Below are 17331 nucleotides of genomic sequence, written 5' to 3' on the forward strand. Positions count from 1 at the left end.
AGGTACGGGTCTGCTGGCGGCCATCATCAAAGTAGAACAGCTCGAACAGCTCTCCCTTGCCATCTTTCCAACTACCCACCATCTCAACCCGAAAGCGACTGGTCACTTCGCCGCTGCGGTCGGTCACCAGGCCGTGAGCCACCAATTTGCCGTTGAAGAAACGGGCGAGATCCCAGTTTGGTCCCTGCCCCCGATAATCATCGAGACTGGCACCACAGCCGCTCAGCAGCAAAAAAGGGAGCAACAGCAACCAGCGGTATGCACGATAGAAAAACATTGGAAACTCCATGCTCAGGGTTGGCCACGCAGGCGGCGGGTAAGGGCGGGATCGCGGCTGTTGTCAGCCAGCCAAATGGCGAGAAAAGCGGCCGAGAATTGTGGATCGGCCAGAGTGCCGAGGGGTTTTTCCTGCCACCAGAAGTGGCCTGCACCGCCCTTGTCGACATAAAAGGTGAGCTTGTCGCCCGCCTGCACATCAGGCCAGAGTGCAGCGAGCTGGCCGAGCCAGCGCTGACGTTCGGCGTCGGAGCCAAGACCGAGCCGCTGCCACTCCGCGGCAGTAGCGCTCAGCAGATCTTCCCGCTCGATGGCTCTGGCATAGGTGAGGGTCAGGGCCTGCGGATAGTGACCGGGCTGATAGCGCCCGCTCGCACTGTAGAGGGTGGCATCGTAGAGCTTGAACCAGAGCCAGTTCATCTCCCCCTGCCCGACCGGGCGCAACTGCTGCCAGGGGGCGGCAGAAGCCTGCACTGCGGTTGCAGCCAAGAGCGTAAACGCCAGCAGTAGCGGGTTAATTCCACCCCATATGCCAGTGGTTGGGGTCTTCCAGTTCATGCCAGTCCATCTCCTGTTCCTGCAGGGTGTTGATATCCTGCATCACCACCTGCACCAGCTGCCCCTGCGCATCCCGCTGGCAGGCAACCACCAGATAGAAGCGATCTGTGAGCTCATGCTGGCTCTCTTTGGTCCATTTGGAAAAAAGCAACGAGTCGGTCGAAAAGGTGTTTGTCATGACTCACCCTCCAGCTTGACCATTACCCACAGGAGTACGGGTAACCACCACATCCAGATCACAGCCAGCAGCGCCGTGCTGATCCAGATGCCCCAGGGTAAGTTTACTGCCCCCATGGCAGCCCCCGCCACATAGGAGGAGGCACCGCCAAACACGCCAAACAGCGCCTGCTGCCAGCGAGGCAAGCGCAGCAGCCAGCGCATACCGTGGGCCAGCGTCAGGGCAAAACCGAGCCAGAGCAGCACCAGCCAGAGGGGAAAACCGGACGGGAACCGGAACAGGCCGAGCTGCCAGAGCAGGGCATCCAGCAGACAGCCGACGACCGCGATGGGAAGCAGCCGCCAGTCACGCTGACGGCTGGGTGAGAAGAGAAAGTGCAGCAGCAACATTGCCAGCAGCGGGCCCGGCTGCTGCCACTTCACCGCCAGCAACCAGTAGAGGTTAAACCCCAGCAGGTGAGCCCACTGCCACATTGTTAGTGACCGCTTACTGGCACATCACCCGACCAGCCAGCGGGCCCCGGCTTGGCGGCCTCCAGCTGCACCAGACTGATGCTGCGCTCCCAGAATCCCCCTTCGCAATAGGCAAAGTAGAAGTGCCACAACCGGATGAAATCTTGGCTGTAACCGAGCTTGGGCAGCTCGGGCGCCAGCGCCAGAAAACGCTCGCACCAGTGAGCCAGGGTGCGCGCATAGTGATGACCATGATCGTGCAACCGCACCAGCTGCATGTCGGTCTCCCGCGCCAGCAGCCCCGCCATCTGGGAGACGCTCGGCAGGCAGCCACCGGGGAAGATGTAGCGCTGGATGAAATCGACTCCGCGCAGATACTGGGCATGGCGCTGATCGGCGATGGTGATGGCCTGGATGAGCAGGCGACCACCGGGTTTGAGCAGCCGCGACAGCTGGCGGAAATAGTCGGGCAGGAAGGCATGCCCCACCGCCTCGATCATCTCGATGGAGACCAGCTTGTCATAGGTGCCCTCCAGCTTGCGGTAATCCTCCAGCAGCAAGGTGATGCGATCCCCCAGCCCCTCCCGCGCAATCCACTCCTTGGCATAATCATGCTGGGCCCGGGAGATGGTAGTGGTCGTCACCCGGCAGCCATAGTGGCGGGCGGCATAGACGGCGAGGCCACCCCAGCCGGTGCCGATCTCCAGCAGATGATCGTCAGGGCCCAGCTCCAACCGCTCGCAGATGGTACGCAGCTTGGCCTGCTGCCCCTCTTCGAGAGTGGCCTCGGCGCTCGGATAGATAGCGCTCGAGTACTGCATATGGCTGTCGAGAAACCCCTGATAGAGGGTATTGCCGAGATCGTAGTGGGCGGCGATGTTGGAGCGCGAACCGGTCAGGGTATTGCGGTTGAGCCAGTGGCGCACCTTGTTGAACGGGAAACTGAGCCAGCCGAGGCGCCGCTCGAGGGAGTCAAGCAGGGTCAGGTTACGGGCCAGCAGCCGCACCAGCGCCACCGGATCCGGGCTGGTCCAGAGCCCCTCCACCCAAGTTTCTCCGGCGGCAATGCTTCCCCCCAGCAACAGGCGACGATAGAAGGTCGGATCCTGCACCACCAGTTCGGCATGCAGATCGGTACCCGCGACGCCAAAGCTGTGGCGCTCACCGCCATCCCACAGCAGCAGCTGGCCATGTTCCAGGCGACCCAGCAGATTGAGCAGCAGTTGTCTTGCCCCCTTGTCGATGAAAGAGGCAGAGAGGGTTGATTGAGCAAGTTCCATTAGCGGCTCTCCGGATGGGTAAAAATCGGGGTTCGTTTGATAAATAGACGCAGGGCCTGCCAGTAGATCCCGAGCAGCACCTTCATGGTCATCCATGGCCAGCGGGCCAGCAGGGCCACCAGCCCCTTGCGCGACAAGGGTTCGCGAGTGAGCGCCAGGGTGGCGTCAAACAGCTTGGCTTCACCGGATACGGGATGACTCTCGATATGGATCAGTGTCTCCCGCGCGGGCGGCCTGATCCGCCAGTGATAACGCATCGCCAGCCCCATAAAGGGGGAGACGTGAAAATCCTTGTCATGGGGTGCCAGCGCCGCCAGATCCAGCAGGTAGTAGTGACGCTCGTTCCAGGGGGTATTGGAGACCTCCGCCAGCAGATAGCGCGCCTCGCCCTGCCGGTAGCAGAAGTAGAAGTTGACCGGGCTGAAGTAAAACCCGAGACAGCGCACATTGCCGAGCAGCAGTACCCGCCCCTCAGGGTCGGCATCGCCACCCAGTTCGCTCACCTTCTGCCACACGGCCTGCTTGAGGCTTCCCTCACTCCCCTTGAGATAGTCATGGCGGTGAAACGAGAGCAACCCCGAGCGCTCCACACCGAACCAGCGCCCCTGATCGAGCTGCGGCAGCTCGTCGAGATCCAGTCCCAGCATAAAGAGGCTGTAGGAGAAGGCGTGGGGCCGCGGCGCGAAACGGCGGTGGCGCACCGAGCCCTGCCAGATGGCACTGGTGACACCAGCCAGTTCGTCGGCTACCTCATGTTCGGTGGCCACGGCGGCGCCGTTCATAGCTCGGCTCCGAAGCGCCTGGCGACATCCAGCGCGCTGCGTACCCCATCCTCATGGAAGCCGTTGTACCAGTAGGCGCCGCAGAAGTGGGTGTGCTGCTGGCCGCAGATTTCCGCGCGGCGCTGCTGGGCAGCGATGGAGGCCTGATTGAACACCGGATGGTGGTAGACGAAGCGGCGCAGTACCTTGCTCTCATCGACCTTGCCCCTGGGGTTGAGACTGACGCAGAAGGGCTCCGGTGAGTTCACACCCTGCAGGATATTCATGTTGTAGCTCACCAGCGGCCGCGCCTCGTCGTTGCCATCGAGCTGATAGTTCCAGCTGGCCCATGCCTTGCGACGGGTGGGCAGGCAGCGCGCATCGGTATGGAGCCAGACATCGTTGGCCTGATAGGGCATGTCGCCGAGGATGGCCTGCTCCCGCTCGCCGGGATCCGCCAGCAGCGCCAGCGCCTGATCGCTGTGGCAGGCGAAGATCACCTCGTCAAACCGCTCCTCGCCATAAGAGCTCTGGATTACCACGCCGTCCGCGTCCCGCCGCACACTCTGCACCGGACAGGCAAGGCGGATCTGCGACTGCCAGCCCGCGGTAAGGGGGCCGATATATTCCCGCGAGCCGCCCGGGATCACGTACCACTGGGGGCGATTGGCCACATCGAGCAGGCCGTGGTTGGCAAAAAAGCGCAGGAAGAAGCCAAGGGGGAAGGCGCGCATATCGGCCAGGGTCGATGACCAGATCGCCGCCCCCATCGGCAAGATGTAGTGGCGGGCGAAGTAGTCGCTAAACTCCCCCGCCAGCAGAAAGTCCCCCAGGGTCAGCTCGGGGACTGCATCCTGATGTTGACCATCTGCCAGCCAGGCTCGTGCCTCCCGGTTGAACCGCAAAATCTCGGCGACAAAACCGTAGAAACGGGGGCTCAGCAGATTGCTACGCTGGGCAAACAGGGTGTCGAGATTGTGGCCGTTATACTCCAGCCCCTCCGGGCTCTTCACCGAGAAGCTCATCTCGGCCGGTTGGCGCGCCATGCCGATCCGTGCCAGCAACTTCAAGAAGTTGGGGTAGGTGCGATCGTTGAAGACGATAAAGCCGGTGTCGATGGCATAACTGCGGCCAGCCTGATTCACATCGACGGTTGCGGTGTGACCGCCCAGAGTCGGCGCCGCCTCGAACAGGGTGATGTCATGGAGTTTGTGGAGCAGAAAACCGGCGGTGAGCCCCGAGATCCCTGAACCGACGATGGCGATCTTTTTCTTCATGAATGGCTTCCTTTCGATACGAGTGCGCGGCCAAGGCGCAGCCAGAGCCCCACCGGCAGCGCGCCAAGCAGGCGCAGCAACCAGATGAAACGGCGGGGAAAGTGGATCTGGTGACGACCGGCGGTCAGCCCGTCCATGATGGCGCGGGAAGCCTGCTCCACCGTCAACAGACAGGGCATGGGAAAATCATTTTTGGCGGTGAGCGGCGTCTGGACAAAGCCGGGGCGGATCAGGGTCACCCCGATCCCTTTGCTGGCCAAATCGAGGCGCAAGGTATCCGCCAGATAGTCGAGGGCCGCCTTGGAGGCGCCATAGGCCTCGGCTCGCGGCAGCGGCAGCCAGCTCACCGACGAGCTGACGATGGCCAGCCGAGATCCCGCCCCGAGCAGCGGCAAGAAGGCGGCCAGCGCATGGCCGGTGGCGGTCAGATTGATCTCAATCACCCGGGCAAACAGCTCGCTGTCAAACCCCTCGCCGACATCCATGTACTCGCAGTTGCCTGCGTTGAGGATCAGCAGGTCGAGGGATGGCAGCGTAGCAGCCACCCCGCTCATCACGGCCAGATCCCGGGCATCGAACTGCAGCGGCGTAATGCCGTACAGCCCCAGCGCCTGCAGCCGTTCACCATCGCGGCCACAACCCCACACCTGCCAGCCTGCCCGCCGGTAATCGAGCGCCAACTGGCGACCGATGCCGGAGGTCGCCCCGGTAATGAGCACTCGGCCGCTCATGCACCGAGCCTCATCTTGATGGCGCGTACCACAGGCCCGAGCAGCGGCAACTGCTCGTAGAGCATGGCGCCCAGGTCAAAATAGTCCCTGTGCTGGCACACCTTGCCCGCCTCGTCGAACTCGAGGCGGGTGGCCCCCTCCACCGTCACCGGCTCACCACCACGCAATCTGGGGTGAGAGAAGGTCATGGTCCAGCCGAGCCAGGCCTGCAGCCCCTGTTGCTGCTGACTGGTAATGACGAAGCGACAGTAGGCGAGGCGCTGATAGAGGGCGGCAAAATAGTCGCCAAGGGCCGCCAGCCCCTCGATGCAGTGGGCCGGATCGGTAAAGACCACCTGTTCGGCATAGACCTCGGGCAAGCGGTGCAACTGCTGTTTGTCCAGTTGCTGATAGAGGCCAATAAAGCGGGCCAGCGGCTCGTTCATCCTATTTCTCCAGAGAGCGAAACATCTCGATGGCTCTCACCCGGGCAACGGCGTGATCCACCATGGGTGCCGGATAATCCTGTCGCCCCTTGAGCCGCAGCCAGTCGTGGGGCTGATGCACATAAGCGGCAGGAATATCGGCAAGTTCAGTTACCCAGGTACGGATAAACTCCCCTTGTGGATCAAATCGTTGCCCCTGAGTGGTGGGATTGAAGACCCGAAAATAGGGCGCCGCATCGGCGCCGGTACCCGCCGCCCACTGCCAACCGCCATTGTTGGCCGCCAGATCGCCGTCGATCAGCCGACTCATGAAGTAATCCTCCCCAAGCCGCCAGTGGATATGGAGATCCTTGGTGAGAAAACTCGCCACGATCATCCGCAGCCGGTTGTGCATCCAGCCGGTAGCATTGAGACACCGCATCGCCGCATCGACGATGGGGTAGCCAGTGCGCCCCTCGCACCAGGCGGCGAAGGCATCAGGATCCCAACTCCACGGCAAGTCCGCCGTCTCGGGCTTGAAGGGGCGATTCATGGAGAGGGTCGGGATCAGTACCAGCAGGTGGCGATAGAACTCGCGCCAGATGAGCTCATTGAGCCAGACAAAGCCGGGCTGGGCATTCGACTGGGGCCGATAGCCGAGCCGCTGCTGGAGCGCCGCCACGCACTGACGGGGGCTGATGATGCCCGCCGCCAGATAGGGGGAGAGCACGGACGTGCCTGCGATGGCAGGAAAATCCCGGGTCTCGCCATAGTCGAGCACCGCCTGCTCCAGAAAATCGTTCAAACGGCGCCGGGCTTCCGCCTCCCCCACCGGCCAGCGTGGATCAGGCGTCAGCTCGCCGAGCACCTCATCAACCGACGCCCGCTCGGCCAGCGGCTGCCACGGCAAAGGCTCGCCACGGGGCGCAGGGGCGCGATGAATGACAAACCCCTCCTCATCGAGTGCTTTGAGCCAGGCTCGACTGAAGGGGGTGAAGACCTTGAACATCTCACCCGAGCCGGTCAGCACCCGCCCCGGCGGCAATACGCAACAACCGTTGAGCCAATGACAACTCACCCCCTGCTCTGCCAGCGCCGCGCTGACGGCATGATCGCGACGCTGCTCGTCGATCTCGATAGCCTGATTGGCGTAGAGCTGGGTCACCCCCTGCTCGCGGCAGAGGTCTGCCAACGCGGCGGGCGCCTCAGCAAAGGTCTCCACTCGCAGCAGATGGAGCGGGATGCCTAGCGCCGCCAGCTCGCGGCCCAGCACATCGACCTGCGCCAACATAAAGCGCTGACGAATGGGGGCCATTTTGTGCTGCTGCCACTGGGTGGGGGAGATGATAAAGAGCACGGCCACAGGCTCATCACCGACGCAGGCATGCCGTAGCGCAGGGTTGTCGGCAAGGCGCAGATCATTGCGCAACCAGACCAGCTTCATGATTTTTTCCTCCCGCGTCCGCTGGCGCCAGCCGCAGCAGGTGCGTCTGCCATCAGCTCGGCAAGGCTCGCCTGCCAGCCGTGGGCTTTAAGCCACTCATCATCGTAGAGACGCCCCAGCTCGCCAAACAGGCGCGTACCGGCGGGCCACCCGGCGGCCAGCTCCTGTTTGCCAAGACCGGCTCCCAGCAGCACCAGCCAGGGGGTAATGGCACGTCCTTCCAGCAGGCTGACATGGCGGGGCTCCACCGCTCCCAGCAGTTGCACCTCATAGCCCTGACCGATCAGCTCGTAGGCTGCCCAGACCAGATCGAGGGGGCCGACCTGTCCCCAGCTCGCCAGCGTGATCGGCACGCCCTTCTCCTGCTCGATCAGGTGGCGGGCGAAGCGGGTATGCAGCCAGCCCAGCCACACCTGTTGCAGCAGCTCGCCATCGGGCCGCTCGCGCCACAGCCCCAGCAGCCGCTCCACCAGCGGTTGCAGTACCCGGCTGCGCACCAGCTCGAACGGGTAACTCGCCAGCAGGTCGTTGAGCTCAGCTTCCGCCTTGCGCTGGTTGAAGGCGAGCAGCGCCTGACTGAACTGCTCCAGGGTCTGCTGCCAGTGATCGCTCACCGGCTGGGCATGGGGTTCGCTCAAGAGCCCCTTCACCTGCCCGATGCTCACCCCCCGCTCCAGCCAGCTCAGGATCTCGCCGATCTGGCGGATATCCTGCTCGCTGTAGAGGCGGTGGCCTTTTTCGGTACGGGCCGGCTGCACCAGACCGTAGCGACGCTGCCAGGCGCGCAGGGTCACGGCGTTGACGCCGGTGAGGCGGGAGACCTCGCGAATGGGGTAGATCCCCTCATCAGCCAGAGGAGCAACTTCTTGCGGTAAATCAGACATGACAACGTCCATCAAACAGAGAGGTGAAGCGCCCCGATGCAAGCCATGCGCCGGGACAACAGAACGGATTCAGAGCCCGTAACGCAATTTGAGCGTATCGGGGTGGGGATTGAGATAAACCTGCTCGGCAAGATAGGGATTGGGGTACTCACGCAGGTAGTGGCGGATCAGGGTGAGCGGCACCAGCAAGGGGAAGATGCCGGTGCGGTACTTGTCGATGGTATCGGCCAGCTCCTGCTTCTGGGCCGGGGTCAGCACCCGCTTGAAGTAGCCCTGCAGATGCATCAGCACATTGGTATGGCTGCGGCGGTTGGCCCGCAGGGTCAGCGCAGCCATCAACCCCTTGATGTAGTTGTCGGCCACCTGCTGCAGGTTGGCGGACTTGCCCAGATTGCCGAGCAGCTTGCCAAGCGCCCGGTAGTGGGTGGTGGCGTGGGAGAGCACCAGATACTTGTAGCGAGAGTGGAAGCGGATCAGCGCAGAGGCGGTAATGCCGCGGGCGCAGAGTTGCTGCCAGTCGTGGTAGGCGAAGACCCGCAGCACGAAATTCTCGCGCAGGATCGGGTCGCACAGGCGGCCATCTTCCTCTACCGGCAGCAGGGGGTTGGCCTCCATCAACGCCTTGGCAAAGAAGCCAATCCCCTCCTTGGCACTCCCCTCGTTGTTGGCGCCATAGACCTTGACCCGCTCCATACCGCAGCTGGGTGATTTGGCACAGAGGATATAACCGGAGATAAAGTCGAGCTGGCGAGCTTTCTGCTCGCTGAAGGCAATCAGCTTTTCGGTGACATCGAAGCTGCCGTTGCTCGCCTCGGCGCGGATCTCGCCGTTGCGCTTGACCAGCCGGATGGCGGCGCGAGGCGCCCCGAGGCCAATAGCCATCTCGGGACAGACGGGGTGATAGTCAAAGTGAGCGCCAAGATCCCGTTCACAGAAGCTGGAGCGCTTGTGGCCCCCATCGAAACGTACCTCTTGTCCCAGCAGGCAGGCACTGATACCGACTTTAATCTTGTACATGATGACGCTCCTTGTATAAGCATTGATTCAGTTATAGCAGTTATACAAAAAAATGGAAGTTGTATAACTATTTGCGACTGATACGACACAAGGAGAAAAAAGGGATCACCGGAAAAAGAAAAAACCCATGGCGAACGCCATGGGTAAAAATCAAGACACTACGGACTACTGGAAGGAGGATTAGAAGCTGTACTTCACACCCAGGCTGGAGATGGAACCTTTTTGCAGATCCCAGTTGCGATAGGTGTAATCGGCAGTCAGCGCCCAATTCTGGTTGAGCTTGTAGGCACCGCCCACCTTGAAGTCGTGCATATCGTCGGTCATGTTGGCGTAGCGGTAGGCAGTGGAGAGCTCGACATTGCCGATGTCGTAGCGCAGACCCACTTCACCGTACATGCTGCCGCTATCTTTGCGAGCAACAGCATCCCACCCTTTGTTAGCGATATCGCTGGCAAGTTCACGCTCCAGCATGTAGCCGGTCACACCGGTTTCACCGTAAAGGTTCAGACCCGTGCTCAACGGAGTAAAGACACCGACACCAATGCTGGAGATCGACATGCTGTCGTTGCCGTTGCTGCGAGAGGTGTATTCAGTGCTGCCGCGACCATAGAAATTGGAGCCGAAGCTCTTGGAGAGATCCAGGCTCAGACCGCCAAAATCACGGGTTCCTTTGCTGTCATTGCTGAAGGTACCGTTGAGATAGTCGGATTTGGTGTGCGCCCAGGTGGCGGAACCCTTGGCGTAACTGAAGGCATCCTGCGCCATGACGGAAGTAGAGGCAAACCCGGCCAGAACCAGAAGAGAGACAGTTGCTTTTTTCATGATGATAACTCCATGTGATTGGGCCCGTTGCTAGCGAGCTGGTATGGAGTCATTGTGCGATCAGGTTCCCGGCTTGCCGAGCGGCAAGCTGTTGCAGAACCATGTCAGATGTAAGCAGATATTGCAGGGGGTGTCAGCGGCAACAAGTTGCCGGCCCACACGGTTTGCATGGGCCGGAACAACGCCAAATCAGCGGAAGACCACCTCGTCAATTTCGACACGCACCAGCGGCTGACCGGTCAATCCGGCAGGACGGGGGATCTCGAGGGCCAGCGACGGACGGGCTTGCCCCTTGCGCAGATAGGTTTCCGGCAGGCGGTTCTCGGCAACCCAGAAGCGGGCCTCCTGACGGCTCAGCTGCACTCCGTCAGCACTGAACAGGGTCACCATGCCACGCACCCCGACCACATTGCGGGTACCGGTATTGCTCACCATAAAGGTCAGCACCAGCGGGTCAGAGCCCTCGATCTTGTCCAGCTTGACCACCACACCGTCACGCGCCATCTGGGCAAGCAGGTCCGGATTGGCCTTGGCCTGATCGGTCAGCACCGGAGCAGCGATGGCCACCACGGCCCCAGCCTTCCCATCAGCAGCCACGCCCTGTACGGACTCGGCCGGTTTGACCACCAGATACTCCCAGGTGAAGTCGTCGTTGAGCTGAACCTGCCGGCCATCGGGCAGCGTCACCTGAGAAAGAGGGGCAGCCTGCGCCAATACGGGGGAGAGGCACAGGGCAATCAGCAAACGGGAGAAGGGTTTCATAGGGCGAAGCTCGGTAACGGGTGAAAGGGCGACAGTATAAACAGTCCCGTCGCCCCTTGCCTATGACAGCACTCACGTTCTGGCACCCGCATCGCTTGCCCGCAGGCTAAATGGCGAGATCGTGCCGCTCTTTCTGTGCCATATCCAGGGTCACCAGATCGAACTTGCTCCCCTTGAGGGCAGACAAAATATCCGATTGCATATCAAATGCCTGCGCACGCTGATGCTCGGGCAGACGCACCCGGGCCAGGGTGGTGGAGGAGTCGCACAGGGTATGGAAAAAGACCTGTGCCTCGTCCAGCCCCATGTCGGCCAGCATCTGCTCGGCCTGATCCACCATTCGCAGATAACGCTGCTCAAGCTGCCGTGGATTGGTGAAGCGATTGCTGAGGCAACCGTTGCTCCCCTTGCCCCAACGACCGAGCTGACGCTTGTTGAAGCCGTAACGATAATCGCGGCGCATCAATCCGTTGTCGGCAAAAAACCAGATGGAGTTGGCAGGCAGAGACCCGAACTGGGCAAGATAATCATCACGCTCCTCCACCGCTGCCGGAACCAGCAACGGCAGATGAGTCCATTCCGGACGAGTCTGCACATACTCACCAATGCGGCGAACCGGGTCGATCAGCCCTTCAATATTTGGCAGGCGATCGCAAAAGACGATCTCGTCACTCTTGATGACCCAGTGATCGATGCCATAACGCTGGCAATAACGGCGGGCACGGGCCACTTCGCTACGACTGCGGGTCGGATTATCGAGGGTAATTGCGTGGATTTTCACACCGGCAGCGCGGCACAGCTCGATGCTGTAGCAGGATTCCAACCGTCCCGAAAAAGAGACAACCAGCTCGTCAAAACTTGCCAGTCGCTCAATCAGCAGCTGTTCCCTGGCTTGAAAAGAGTGATCATATCCCTGATTCAGTACAACTACATTGGCACCCATTAAACAGCTCCGGATGATGAACAGGTGCAGTATTGTGCGGCAAACAAACTGAATAGACCCTTAAAGAGTCTGGTTAAAATTAAAACTTGATGATTATTTCCTGTGATTCTGCTGCTAAATCTTCATTTTGGGCGTCATAAATTCGTAATCTTGCTTGGTGAACCCGATGGGCTCGCAAGAAACCCTGCGCCTGATCCAGCGAGGTGAAGGTCAGGCGCCCTCCCTCGCTGTCGGTCAGGCAGAGGCACTCCCCTTCAGCCTCAACACAGAGCTGATAACCGCTGCCATCCTTGCAGGCGATGATCAGGGTCGCCTCGGGATAGTGACTGAGCCAATTGCGAAACCGGCCATGCTCCATAGTGCTCCTAGAGGGGCATCACCCCTTGCCGGTGGCGGGCAAACAGCCCAGCTCACCCAGTTGCTGGCGGCAACTTGCCGCGTCGGTAAAGACGATCCCCCTGATACCGAGGGCCTCGGCGGCTGCGATGTTGGCGGGACTGTCATCGATGAAGATACACTCTGCCGGTTTCAGATCGAACGACACCAGCAGATAGCGATAGATATCCGGCTCCGGCTTCATCATCCGCACCCGCGCCGACACCACCTTGCCGCTAAAGAAGCGCCAGAAATCCTGATGCTGCTCCAACCAGTCGATGCTGGCATGACCCATGTTGGAGAGGGCATACAGGGTGTGCCCCGCCCCGTGCAGCTCGGCTATCAGGGTTAGCATAGCGGGATCTGGCATCAGGGAGGCAGGAACTGCCTGTAAAATGGCCAGATTCTGTGCCGCAGAGAGGCCGGTGCGCGCTTGCGCTTCCCGGGCCATGGTGTGGAGCGACATGGTGCCTCTGTCTACCTCCAGCCAATCCGGGTGGTTAAAGAGCTGCTTGGCCAACTGTTCGGCCCCTTGCGGGCCACGCACGGAACGCACTATGCCTACCGGATCCCAGCTCACCACCACCCGTCCCAGATCGAAAATAATCGCCATCGTCTTTACCTCCCCCACTGGGTTTCAGTCATCAAAACAGAGTCAACAGAACATCGCTCATACGCCATTTTCTTAACCGGATAACCTGCCCCCATCCCCGCCTGCGGGCAAGTTTTACTTGCATCAGACCGACAAATCCCTTAATGGTTATGACGTTACCTCAAGGACACACCTATGCACGCACCATTCTTCTTTGCTTTCTCGTTTATCCGGCCCGCTTGAGGGAAGGCCTGTCGTCGTGTGAACAGAAAGCAAAGACGAATCGAGCCTCCCCTAGCGGAGGCTTTTTTTTGCATTAATATCAATCGATTACTTGGATAGGGAACAATCATGGCAACGCTCGACGAGATCAGACAAGACATCACCCGGTTGGATCAGGAGCTGCTTGCCCTGCTGGCGAAACGCAAGACCCTCAGCATCGAGGTCGCCCGTGCCAAGCAAGCCAACCCGCGCCCCATTCGTGACCACCAGCGGGAGCAGGAGCTGCTGGTCGCCCTGATCCAGAAAGGGCGCGTGCTTGGGTTGGATGCCCAGTACATCACTCGCATCTATCACACCATCATCGAAGACTCTGTGCTCTCCCAGCAGGCCTATCTGCAGAGCCTGCTCAACCCGGAGCAGCAGGAGCCGATGACCAGCGTCGCCTATCTGGGGCCGCGCGGTTCCTACTCCAGCCTGGCCGCCCGCAAATATCTGGCGCGCTACAAGGATCAGGTGATCGAGGTGAACTGCCAGAACTTCCGCGAAGTGCTGGATGCGGTGGAGTCAGGCCGCGCCGCCTTCGGTGTGCTGCCCATCGAGAACACCAGCTCGGGCTCCATCAACGAAGTCTATGACGTGATGCAGCACACCAGCCTCTCCATCGTCGGCGAGCTCACCTACCCCATCGAGCACTGCATCCTCACCGCCGTACCGACCGAGCTTGGCCGCATCAAGACCTTCTATGCCCACCCGCAGGTGTTCCAGCAGTGCTCCCACTATCTGAGCAAGCTGGAAGGGGCGCGTCACGAGATCTGCGACTCCTCCTCCAGCGCCATGATGAAGGTGAAAGAGCTGGCCAGCCCGGAGGCCGCCGCCATCGGCAGCGCCGCCGGTGGCGAACTGTATGGCTTGGACGTGCTGGCAGAGCAGCTCGCCAACCAGAAAGAGAACTACAGCCGCTTCATCGTGGTGGCGCGCAAACCCATCGACGTGGCACCGCAGATCCCGGCCAAGACCACCCTCATCATGTCCACCTCCCAGAAGCCGGGTTCGCTGGTCGAGGCGCTGCTGGTACTACGCAGCCACGAGATCAACATGACTAAGCTGGAGTCCCGTCCGGTGCAGGGCAACCCGTGGGAAGAGATGTTCTACCTCGATGTCTCCGCCAACCTGCAGACCCCGGCGATGCAGGCCGCACTGGTGGAACTGACCAAGATCACCCGCTATATCAAGGTGCTGGGCTGCTACCCGAGCGAGGATGTGAAACCTACCGCAGTGCCGCCGGTGCTGATGGGGAGCTAACCAGCCCACGACGACAAAAGGCGAGCACCCTGCTCGCCTTTTGTTTTGATGCCGGTTTTCACGGCAAGCCCATCAACTCAGAACTGACCGGCCATCAGCTGGTTGATGTTGTAGAGGGCACGGGTATCGAGCTCCATCTCGGTGGCATAGGTATTGCCGCGCGGATAGGAGGCAACCACCCGGGCACCACGCACCACACCGGCGACCGACACATCCAGCGAGTTGGAGGTCTGGGTCAGGTCACGATAGCTGCTCTGGCCGCGCACCTGCTGACCATTGAGCTGCTCGGCCAGCTCGCGATATGCATCCATCTTGGAAGCGCGAATGGCTTGCAGCATCTTCTCCGACTGGGAGGGGCCGGGCTGGATGTCGATCACCGCATACCCCACCGCCTTGAGCACCGGAAAATCATCGGGTTTGCCACCCTGGGTGTAATCCACCACCCGGTTGCCGCTGCAACCGGTGAGCAAGAGTGCCAACAGGCAACCAAACAGGATCTTCATGACTCGCTCCTCACGGGGTCAGGTTGACCAGATGACCGCCCGGCCGGGCCTGACTGTCACGCATCAGATAACCGCGATTGATCGATGCCCGACCAAACGAGTTGTTAGCACCGAACAGATATTTTTGCGGGATCAGGCTCTGGGCCGTGGTCTCAACCATCTTGGTGCGCATGTCGATAACGCGGGCATTGACCAGGATCCCCTTGCTGTTGCGGCTGAAGGTGCCGACCAGAATGCGGGAGATCGGCAAACGGGAAGAGAGCTCCTTATAGTTGCGGCTCAGCACGAAGTCCCCCTGCGGCGTCACCTTGATGCTACCGGTCAGCTTGAAGTCCACCACCACCTCGCCGCGACGATTGAGCTCGTAGATAAAGCTCTCCTCAATCTGCTGCCCCATCCAGTTGGTATCCTGCAGGGTATCGAGATCGACGAAAGAGGCCACTGCGATGGGTTCGGTCAGGGTGGTCAGCGATTTGCGCTCCATCAGCTGATCGGTCATACGCGCCACCAGCCAGTTGAGCTCCATCCCCTGCGCCGCCTGGCGAGGGTCACCCTGATCCCGATTGATAGGGTCGGAGCCGCACCCGGTCAATGCCAGGGCGAGCGCCAACGCCGTGATGAGTTTGTTCATGGATACCTTTCCTGTATCTGCACCTGACTTATTATCGGACGCGCCGGACAAAGCTTGAGCCGGTAATGAGGCATGATTCTTGCTTTTTAATGGACATCGTCAGCGCCAACGTGCGCTGCCACTTGGAACGTGTTGTGATCCATGTCGGCCAGCAGGCGCCATTTCCTCAAAATGGCTCGGCTGCCCGCCAACTCAAGGTATCTGCTATGAAATTACCGCTGCTGTTGACCCTGCTGCTGGCCAGCCTGAGCACCCGCGCCGAACTTATCGAAGCACAGGGCAGCGCCGCCATTCTGGGGGGCGATGAAGTCTATGCCCGCGAGCAGGCAACTCGCGACGCCCTGCGTCAGGCCCTGCTGGCAAGCGGCGCGGCAGTCTCCAGCGTCCAGCGTCTGGAAAATGGCAGCCTGCGATCCGAGCAGATCCAGATCCGCTCCGGCGGCGACATTCGCCAGTATCGGCTCAAGCGGGAAGAGGTGCGCAACGGCCGCATGTATATCACGCTAGTGGCCGACATTCAGGCCGAGCGCCAGATCTGCCAGACCCAGCACTTCGCCAAGGATTTGACACTGGTGAGGCTGCGGATGCGCTATCCGGACCAAGCCAGCTACGGCGCCATGGACGACATGCCGGAAAACCTCTCGCGGCGGCTATTCGAAACTCTCGCCAATGCGCCGCAAGGGGTCGCGGTGCGCCAGTGGCTGGATGAAAACCTGCGCATCGATCCGCTGCATCTGCAACAGGGGGATCGCAGTGCCCTCGAAGAGATCAAGGCGCTCAGCCTGCGTACCGACAGCCAGTATCTGGTGCTCGGCAGCATCGACGATCTCTCCATCGAGCCGCAGGGCAACCAGCTGACCAGCTGGTATGAGGATCCCGTGCGCAATTTTCGCATGCAGCTCTACCTGTTCGACGGCATCAACGGCAGCCTGATCAACCGCAAGGTCTATGAAGGGCGCGCCACCTGGACCTTCGGCAAACGGGATCAGGTGGGCAGCAGCAGCGGCCAGTTCTGGCAGTCGAGCTACGGCCAGGAGGTCAACTACCAGCTGCAGCAAGCCGCTCAGGATCTGGTGGCCCAGCTCACCTGTGCCCCGGTCACCGCAAGAGTGGTCGGCCAGAACGAACGCGGCCCCTACATCAATCTGGGACGGCGCAACGGTATCAAGCTTGGCGACCAGTTCCGCATCCAGCACAACGCTGACTTCATCGACCCCTACGGCAAGTCGCGCATGATGCGCAATCCGGCCGACGGCCTGTTCGAAGTGGTGCAGGTGTTCGACGACGGCGCCATCATCAGCAGCCAGAACAAATATTCGCCGTTTAACATCCAGAATGGGGATTTGGCAGTATTGGAATAAGAATCAAGGGTTTAAAAGGGAGTTGCTTCTTGTATAATGCCCGCCACACAGCTCCCGTAGCTCAGCAGGATAGAGCGGTCCCCTCCTAAGGGACAGGCCACTGGTTCGACTCCAGTCGGGAGCGCCATATAAAACAAGGGGTTGGCATCATCACGATGCCAACCCCTTGGTCGTTTTTGGCCCCGTACCCCTCTCCGTACCCCTCCAATGCAGTTCATTGCACAACACCATCATGCTGTAACGCCCCTTGAAATAATGAGAGTAAGGTGGCAAATGAACTCCATTCAATAATCTCTCAAACCTACATCACCTCCATGAGTTAGCAGGCTGAATGCCTGCATTTCACTATTCCTGGAGGAGATATGGCTCACCTGATCGATACGATGGCCTACACCGGCCAAACCCCTTGGCATGGCCTTGGCAATGTTTTGCCCCCACAACAATCCCTCGATATCTGGCTACAGGCAGCCGGGATGGATTGGACCATCGAGCAGAGCGACGTGATGTTTAACGTCGCCTCCGATGCACTGCATATCCGTCCCTACAGCGATAGCAA

The 17331-nt window shown here is 60.5% G+C and carries 21 protein-coding genes, 1 tRNA gene, 1 pseudogene and 1 other annotated feature; of the genes and pseudogenes, 4 read left to right on the plus strand and 19 right to left on the minus strand.

Going from position 1 to position 17331, the window contains the following annotated elements:
• The 17 genes from AB5Y85_RS11635 to AB5Y85_RS11715 form a co-directional block, all read right to left on the minus strand.
• A partial coding sequence (locus AB5Y85_RS11635) for a DUF3833 family protein (RefSeq protein WP_368221463.1) occupies window positions 1–277 on the minus strand: 277 nt, incomplete at its 3' end.
• A gap of 14 nt (window positions 278–291) precedes the next feature.
• Window positions 292–834: a chalcone isomerase family protein gene (locus AB5Y85_RS11640; protein WP_184234514.1), complete on the minus strand. Its 543-nt coding sequence runs from the start codon at window positions 832–834 to the stop codon at window positions 292–294.
• Entirely contained in the window at window positions 791–1012 is a 222-nt protein-coding gene (locus AB5Y85_RS11645) for a TIGR02450 family Trp-rich protein (RefSeq protein WP_005338671.1), read from the minus strand. Before AB5Y85_RS11645 ends, AB5Y85_RS11640 begins: the two co-directional genes overlap by 44 nt.
• The gene (locus tag AB5Y85_RS11650) at window positions 1009–1485 is read right to left on the minus strand and encodes a DUF2878 domain-containing protein (protein ID WP_159163039.1); all 477 of its coding nucleotides are present in this window, start codon (window positions 1483–1485) and stop codon (window positions 1009–1011) included. Before AB5Y85_RS11650 ends, AB5Y85_RS11645 begins: the two co-directional genes overlap by 4 nt.
• 2 nt (window positions 1486–1487) lie before the next feature.
• The gene (locus AB5Y85_RS11655; protein ID WP_257687098.1) at window positions 1488–2744 is read right to left on the minus strand and encodes a cyclopropane-fatty-acyl-phospholipid synthase family protein; all 1257 of its coding nucleotides are present in this window, start codon (window positions 2742–2744) and stop codon (window positions 1488–1490) included.
• Entirely contained in the window at window positions 2744–3526 is a 783-nt protein-coding gene (locus tag AB5Y85_RS11660) for a DUF1365 domain-containing protein (protein WP_368221465.1), read from the minus strand. Before AB5Y85_RS11660 ends, AB5Y85_RS11655 begins: the two co-directional genes overlap by 1 nt.
• Window positions 3523–4782 (minus strand): NAD(P)/FAD-dependent oxidoreductase, encoded by a 1260-nt coding sequence (locus AB5Y85_RS11665; protein ID WP_368221466.1) that lies wholly within the window; start codon window positions 4780–4782, stop codon window positions 3523–3525. Before AB5Y85_RS11665 ends, AB5Y85_RS11660 begins: the two co-directional genes overlap by 4 nt.
• Entirely contained in the window at window positions 4779–5513 is a 735-nt protein-coding gene (locus AB5Y85_RS11670; RefSeq protein WP_368221469.1) for an SDR family NAD(P)-dependent oxidoreductase, read from the minus strand. The genes AB5Y85_RS11665 and AB5Y85_RS11670 overlap by 4 nt, the downstream gene beginning before the upstream one ends.
• Window positions 5510–5938, minus strand: coding sequence for a nuclear transport factor 2 family protein (locus tag AB5Y85_RS11675; protein ID WP_368221471.1), 429 nt, complete (start codon window positions 5936–5938; stop codon window positions 5510–5512). The genes AB5Y85_RS11670 and AB5Y85_RS11675 overlap by 4 nt, the downstream gene beginning before the upstream one ends.
• A gap of 1 nt (window position 5939) precedes the next feature.
• On the minus strand, window positions 5940–7361 hold the full coding sequence (gene phrB / locus AB5Y85_RS11680) for a deoxyribodipyrimidine photo-lyase (RefSeq protein ID WP_368221474.1): 1422 nt from the start codon (window positions 7359–7361) through the stop codon (window positions 5940–5942).
• Window positions 7358–8245: a MerR family transcriptional regulator gene (locus AB5Y85_RS11685; protein ID WP_368221476.1), complete on the minus strand. Its 888-nt coding sequence runs from the start codon at window positions 8243–8245 to the stop codon at window positions 7358–7360. Before AB5Y85_RS11685 ends, phrB begins: the two co-directional genes overlap by 4 nt.
• A gap of 69 nt (window positions 8246–8314) precedes the next feature.
• Window positions 8315–9262 (minus strand): YbgA family protein, encoded by a 948-nt coding sequence (locus AB5Y85_RS11690; protein WP_368221478.1) that lies wholly within the window; start codon window positions 9260–9262, stop codon window positions 8315–8317.
• A gap of 180 nt (window positions 9263–9442) precedes the next feature.
• On the minus strand, window positions 9443–10084 hold the full coding sequence (locus tag AB5Y85_RS11695; RefSeq protein ID WP_005358569.1) for an autotransporter: 642 nt from the start codon (window positions 10082–10084) through the stop codon (window positions 9443–9445).
• A 189-nt stretch (window positions 10085–10273) separates the two neighbouring features.
• Window positions 10274–10846, minus strand: a complete 573-nt coding sequence (locus tag AB5Y85_RS11700) for a DUF3157 family protein (RefSeq protein ID WP_257687105.1) — start codon at window positions 10844–10846, stop codon at window positions 10274–10276.
• A 106-nt stretch (window positions 10847–10952) separates the two neighbouring features.
• The gene (locus AB5Y85_RS11705) at window positions 10953–11789 is read right to left on the minus strand and encodes a hypothetical protein (RefSeq protein WP_101530819.1); all 837 of its coding nucleotides are present in this window, start codon (window positions 11787–11789) and stop codon (window positions 10953–10955) included.
• A 79-nt stretch (window positions 11790–11868) separates the two neighbouring features.
• Window positions 11869–12147: a DUF6482 family protein gene (locus tag AB5Y85_RS11710; RefSeq protein ID WP_005338699.1), complete on the minus strand. Its 279-nt coding sequence runs from the start codon at window positions 12145–12147 to the stop codon at window positions 11869–11871.
• 18 nt (window positions 12148–12165) lie between these two features.
• Window positions 12166–12777: an HAD family phosphatase gene (locus tag AB5Y85_RS11715; protein WP_257687106.1), complete on the minus strand. Its 612-nt coding sequence runs from the start codon at window positions 12775–12777 to the stop codon at window positions 12166–12168.
• Between the two features lie 170 nt (window positions 12778–12947).
• Window positions 12948–13069: a sequence feature (Phe leader region), on the plus strand.
• 38 nt (window positions 13070–13107) lie between these two features.
• Here AB5Y85_RS11715 and pheA point away from each other — a divergent pair.
• Window positions 13108–14280 (plus strand): prephenate dehydratase, encoded by a 1173-nt coding sequence (gene pheA, locus AB5Y85_RS11720; RefSeq protein WP_005338715.1) that lies wholly within the window; start codon window positions 13108–13110, stop codon window positions 14278–14280.
• 77 nt (window positions 14281–14357) lie between these two features.
• Here the strand turns inward: pheA and AB5Y85_RS11725 are convergent, their stop codons facing one another.
• Window positions 14358–14783 carry an LPP20 family lipoprotein gene (locus AB5Y85_RS11725; RefSeq protein WP_005338717.1) on the minus strand — a complete coding sequence of 142 codons (426 nt, stop codon included), beginning with the start codon at window positions 14781–14783 and terminating at the stop codon, window positions 14358–14360.
• Window positions 14784–14793: 10 nt separating this feature from the next.
• Window positions 14794–15414 carry a FlgO family outer membrane protein gene (locus AB5Y85_RS11730; RefSeq protein WP_005338718.1) on the minus strand — a complete coding sequence of 207 codons (621 nt, stop codon included), beginning with the start codon at window positions 15412–15414 and terminating at the stop codon, window positions 14794–14796.
• A 206-nt stretch (window positions 15415–15620) separates the two neighbouring features.
• On the opposite strand from AB5Y85_RS11730, the gene AB5Y85_RS11735 reads away from it, so the two are divergent.
• From AB5Y85_RS11735 to AB5Y85_RS11745, 3 genes and pseudogenes are all read left to right on the plus strand, one after another.
• The gene (locus tag AB5Y85_RS11735; protein WP_257687107.1) at window positions 15621–16775 is read left to right on the plus strand and encodes a flagellar assembly protein FlgT; all 1155 of its coding nucleotides are present in this window, start codon (window positions 15621–15623) and stop codon (window positions 16773–16775) included.
• Between the two features lie 50 nt (window positions 16776–16825).
• Window positions 16826–16902: transfer RNA gene (locus AB5Y85_RS11740), tRNA-Arg, on the plus strand.
• Between the two features lie 235 nt (window positions 16903–17137).
• A pseudogene (locus AB5Y85_RS11745) lies at window positions 17138–17331 on the plus strand (hypothetical protein); the annotation flags it as partial.

Origin of the sequence: Aeromonas sp. R3-1 (genome assembly GCF_040908345.1) — a bacterium.
Taxonomy (GTDB): Bacteria; Pseudomonadota; Gammaproteobacteria; order Enterobacterales; family Aeromonadaceae; genus Aeromonas; species Aeromonas veronii.

Bases quoted from the DNA above. Each gene is read 5' to 3' on its own strand.
- AB5Y85_RS11710 (WP_005338699.1), bottom strand. From the start codon at position 12,147: ATGGAGCATGGCCGGTTTCGCAATTGGCTCAGTCACTATCCCGAGGCG.
- AB5Y85_RS11640 (WP_184234514.1), bottom strand. From the start codon at position 834: ATGAACTGGAAGACCCCAACCACTGGCATATGGGGTGGAATTAACCCG.
- AB5Y85_RS11725 (WP_005338717.1), bottom strand. From the start codon at position 14,783: ATGAAGATCCTGTTTGGTTGCCTGTTGGCACTCTTGCTCACCGGTTGC.
- AB5Y85_RS11705 (WP_101530819.1), bottom strand. From the start codon at position 11,789: ATGGGTGCCAATGTAGTTGTACTGAATCAGGGATATGATCACTCTTTT.
- AB5Y85_RS11675 (WP_368221471.1), bottom strand. From the start codon at position 5,938: ATGAACGAGCCGCTGGCCCGCTTTATTGGCCTCTATCAGCAACTGGAC.
- AB5Y85_RS11655 (WP_257687098.1), bottom strand. From the start codon at position 2,744: ATGGAACTTGCTCAATCAACCCTCTCTGCCTCTTTCATCGACAAGGGG.
- pheA (WP_005338715.1), top strand. From the start codon at position 13,108: ATGGCAACGCTCGACGAGATCAGACAAGACATCACCCGGTTGGATCAG.
- AB5Y85_RS11730 (WP_005338718.1), bottom strand. From the start codon at position 15,414: ATGAACAAACTCATCACGGCGTTGGCGCTCGCCCTGGCATTGACCGGG.
- AB5Y85_RS11645 (WP_005338671.1), bottom strand. From the start codon at position 1,012: ATGACAAACACCTTTTCGACCGACTCGTTGCTTTTTTCCAAATGGACC.
- AB5Y85_RS11670 (WP_368221469.1), bottom strand. From the start codon at position 5,513: ATGAGCGGCCGAGTGCTCATTACCGGGGCGACCTCCGGCATCGGTCGC.
- AB5Y85_RS11690 (WP_368221478.1), bottom strand. From the start codon at position 9,262: ATGTACAAGATTAAAGTCGGTATCAGTGCCTGCCTGCTGGGACAAGAG.
- AB5Y85_RS11695 (WP_005358569.1), bottom strand. From the start codon at position 10,084: ATGAAAAAAGCAACTGTCTCTCTTCTGGTTCTGGCCGGGTTTGCCTCT.
- AB5Y85_RS11715 (WP_257687106.1), bottom strand. From the start codon at position 12,777: ATGGCGATTATTTTCGATCTGGGACGGGTGGTGGTGAGCTGGGATCCG.
- AB5Y85_RS11665 (WP_368221466.1), bottom strand. From the start codon at position 4,782: ATGAAGAAAAAGATCGCCATCGTCGGTTCAGGGATCTCGGGGCTCACC.
- AB5Y85_RS11700 (WP_257687105.1), bottom strand. From the start codon at position 10,846: ATGAAACCCTTCTCCCGTTTGCTGATTGCCCTGTGCCTCTCCCCCGTA.
- AB5Y85_RS11660 (WP_368221465.1), bottom strand. From the start codon at position 3,526: ATGAACGGCGCCGCCGTGGCCACCGAACATGAGGTAGCCGACGAACTG.
- AB5Y85_RS11735 (WP_257687107.1), top strand. From the start codon at position 15,621: ATGAAATTACCGCTGCTGTTGACCCTGCTGCTGGCCAGCCTGAGCACC.
- phrB (WP_368221474.1), bottom strand. From the start codon at position 7,361: ATGAAGCTGGTCTGGTTGCGCAATGATCTGCGCCTTGCCGACAACCCT.
- AB5Y85_RS11685 (WP_368221476.1), bottom strand. From the start codon at position 8,245: ATGTCTGATTTACCGCAAGAAGTTGCTCCTCTGGCTGATGAGGGGATC.
- AB5Y85_RS11650 (WP_159163039.1), bottom strand. From the start codon at position 1,485: ATGTGGCAGTGGGCTCACCTGCTGGGGTTTAACCTCTACTGGTTGCTG.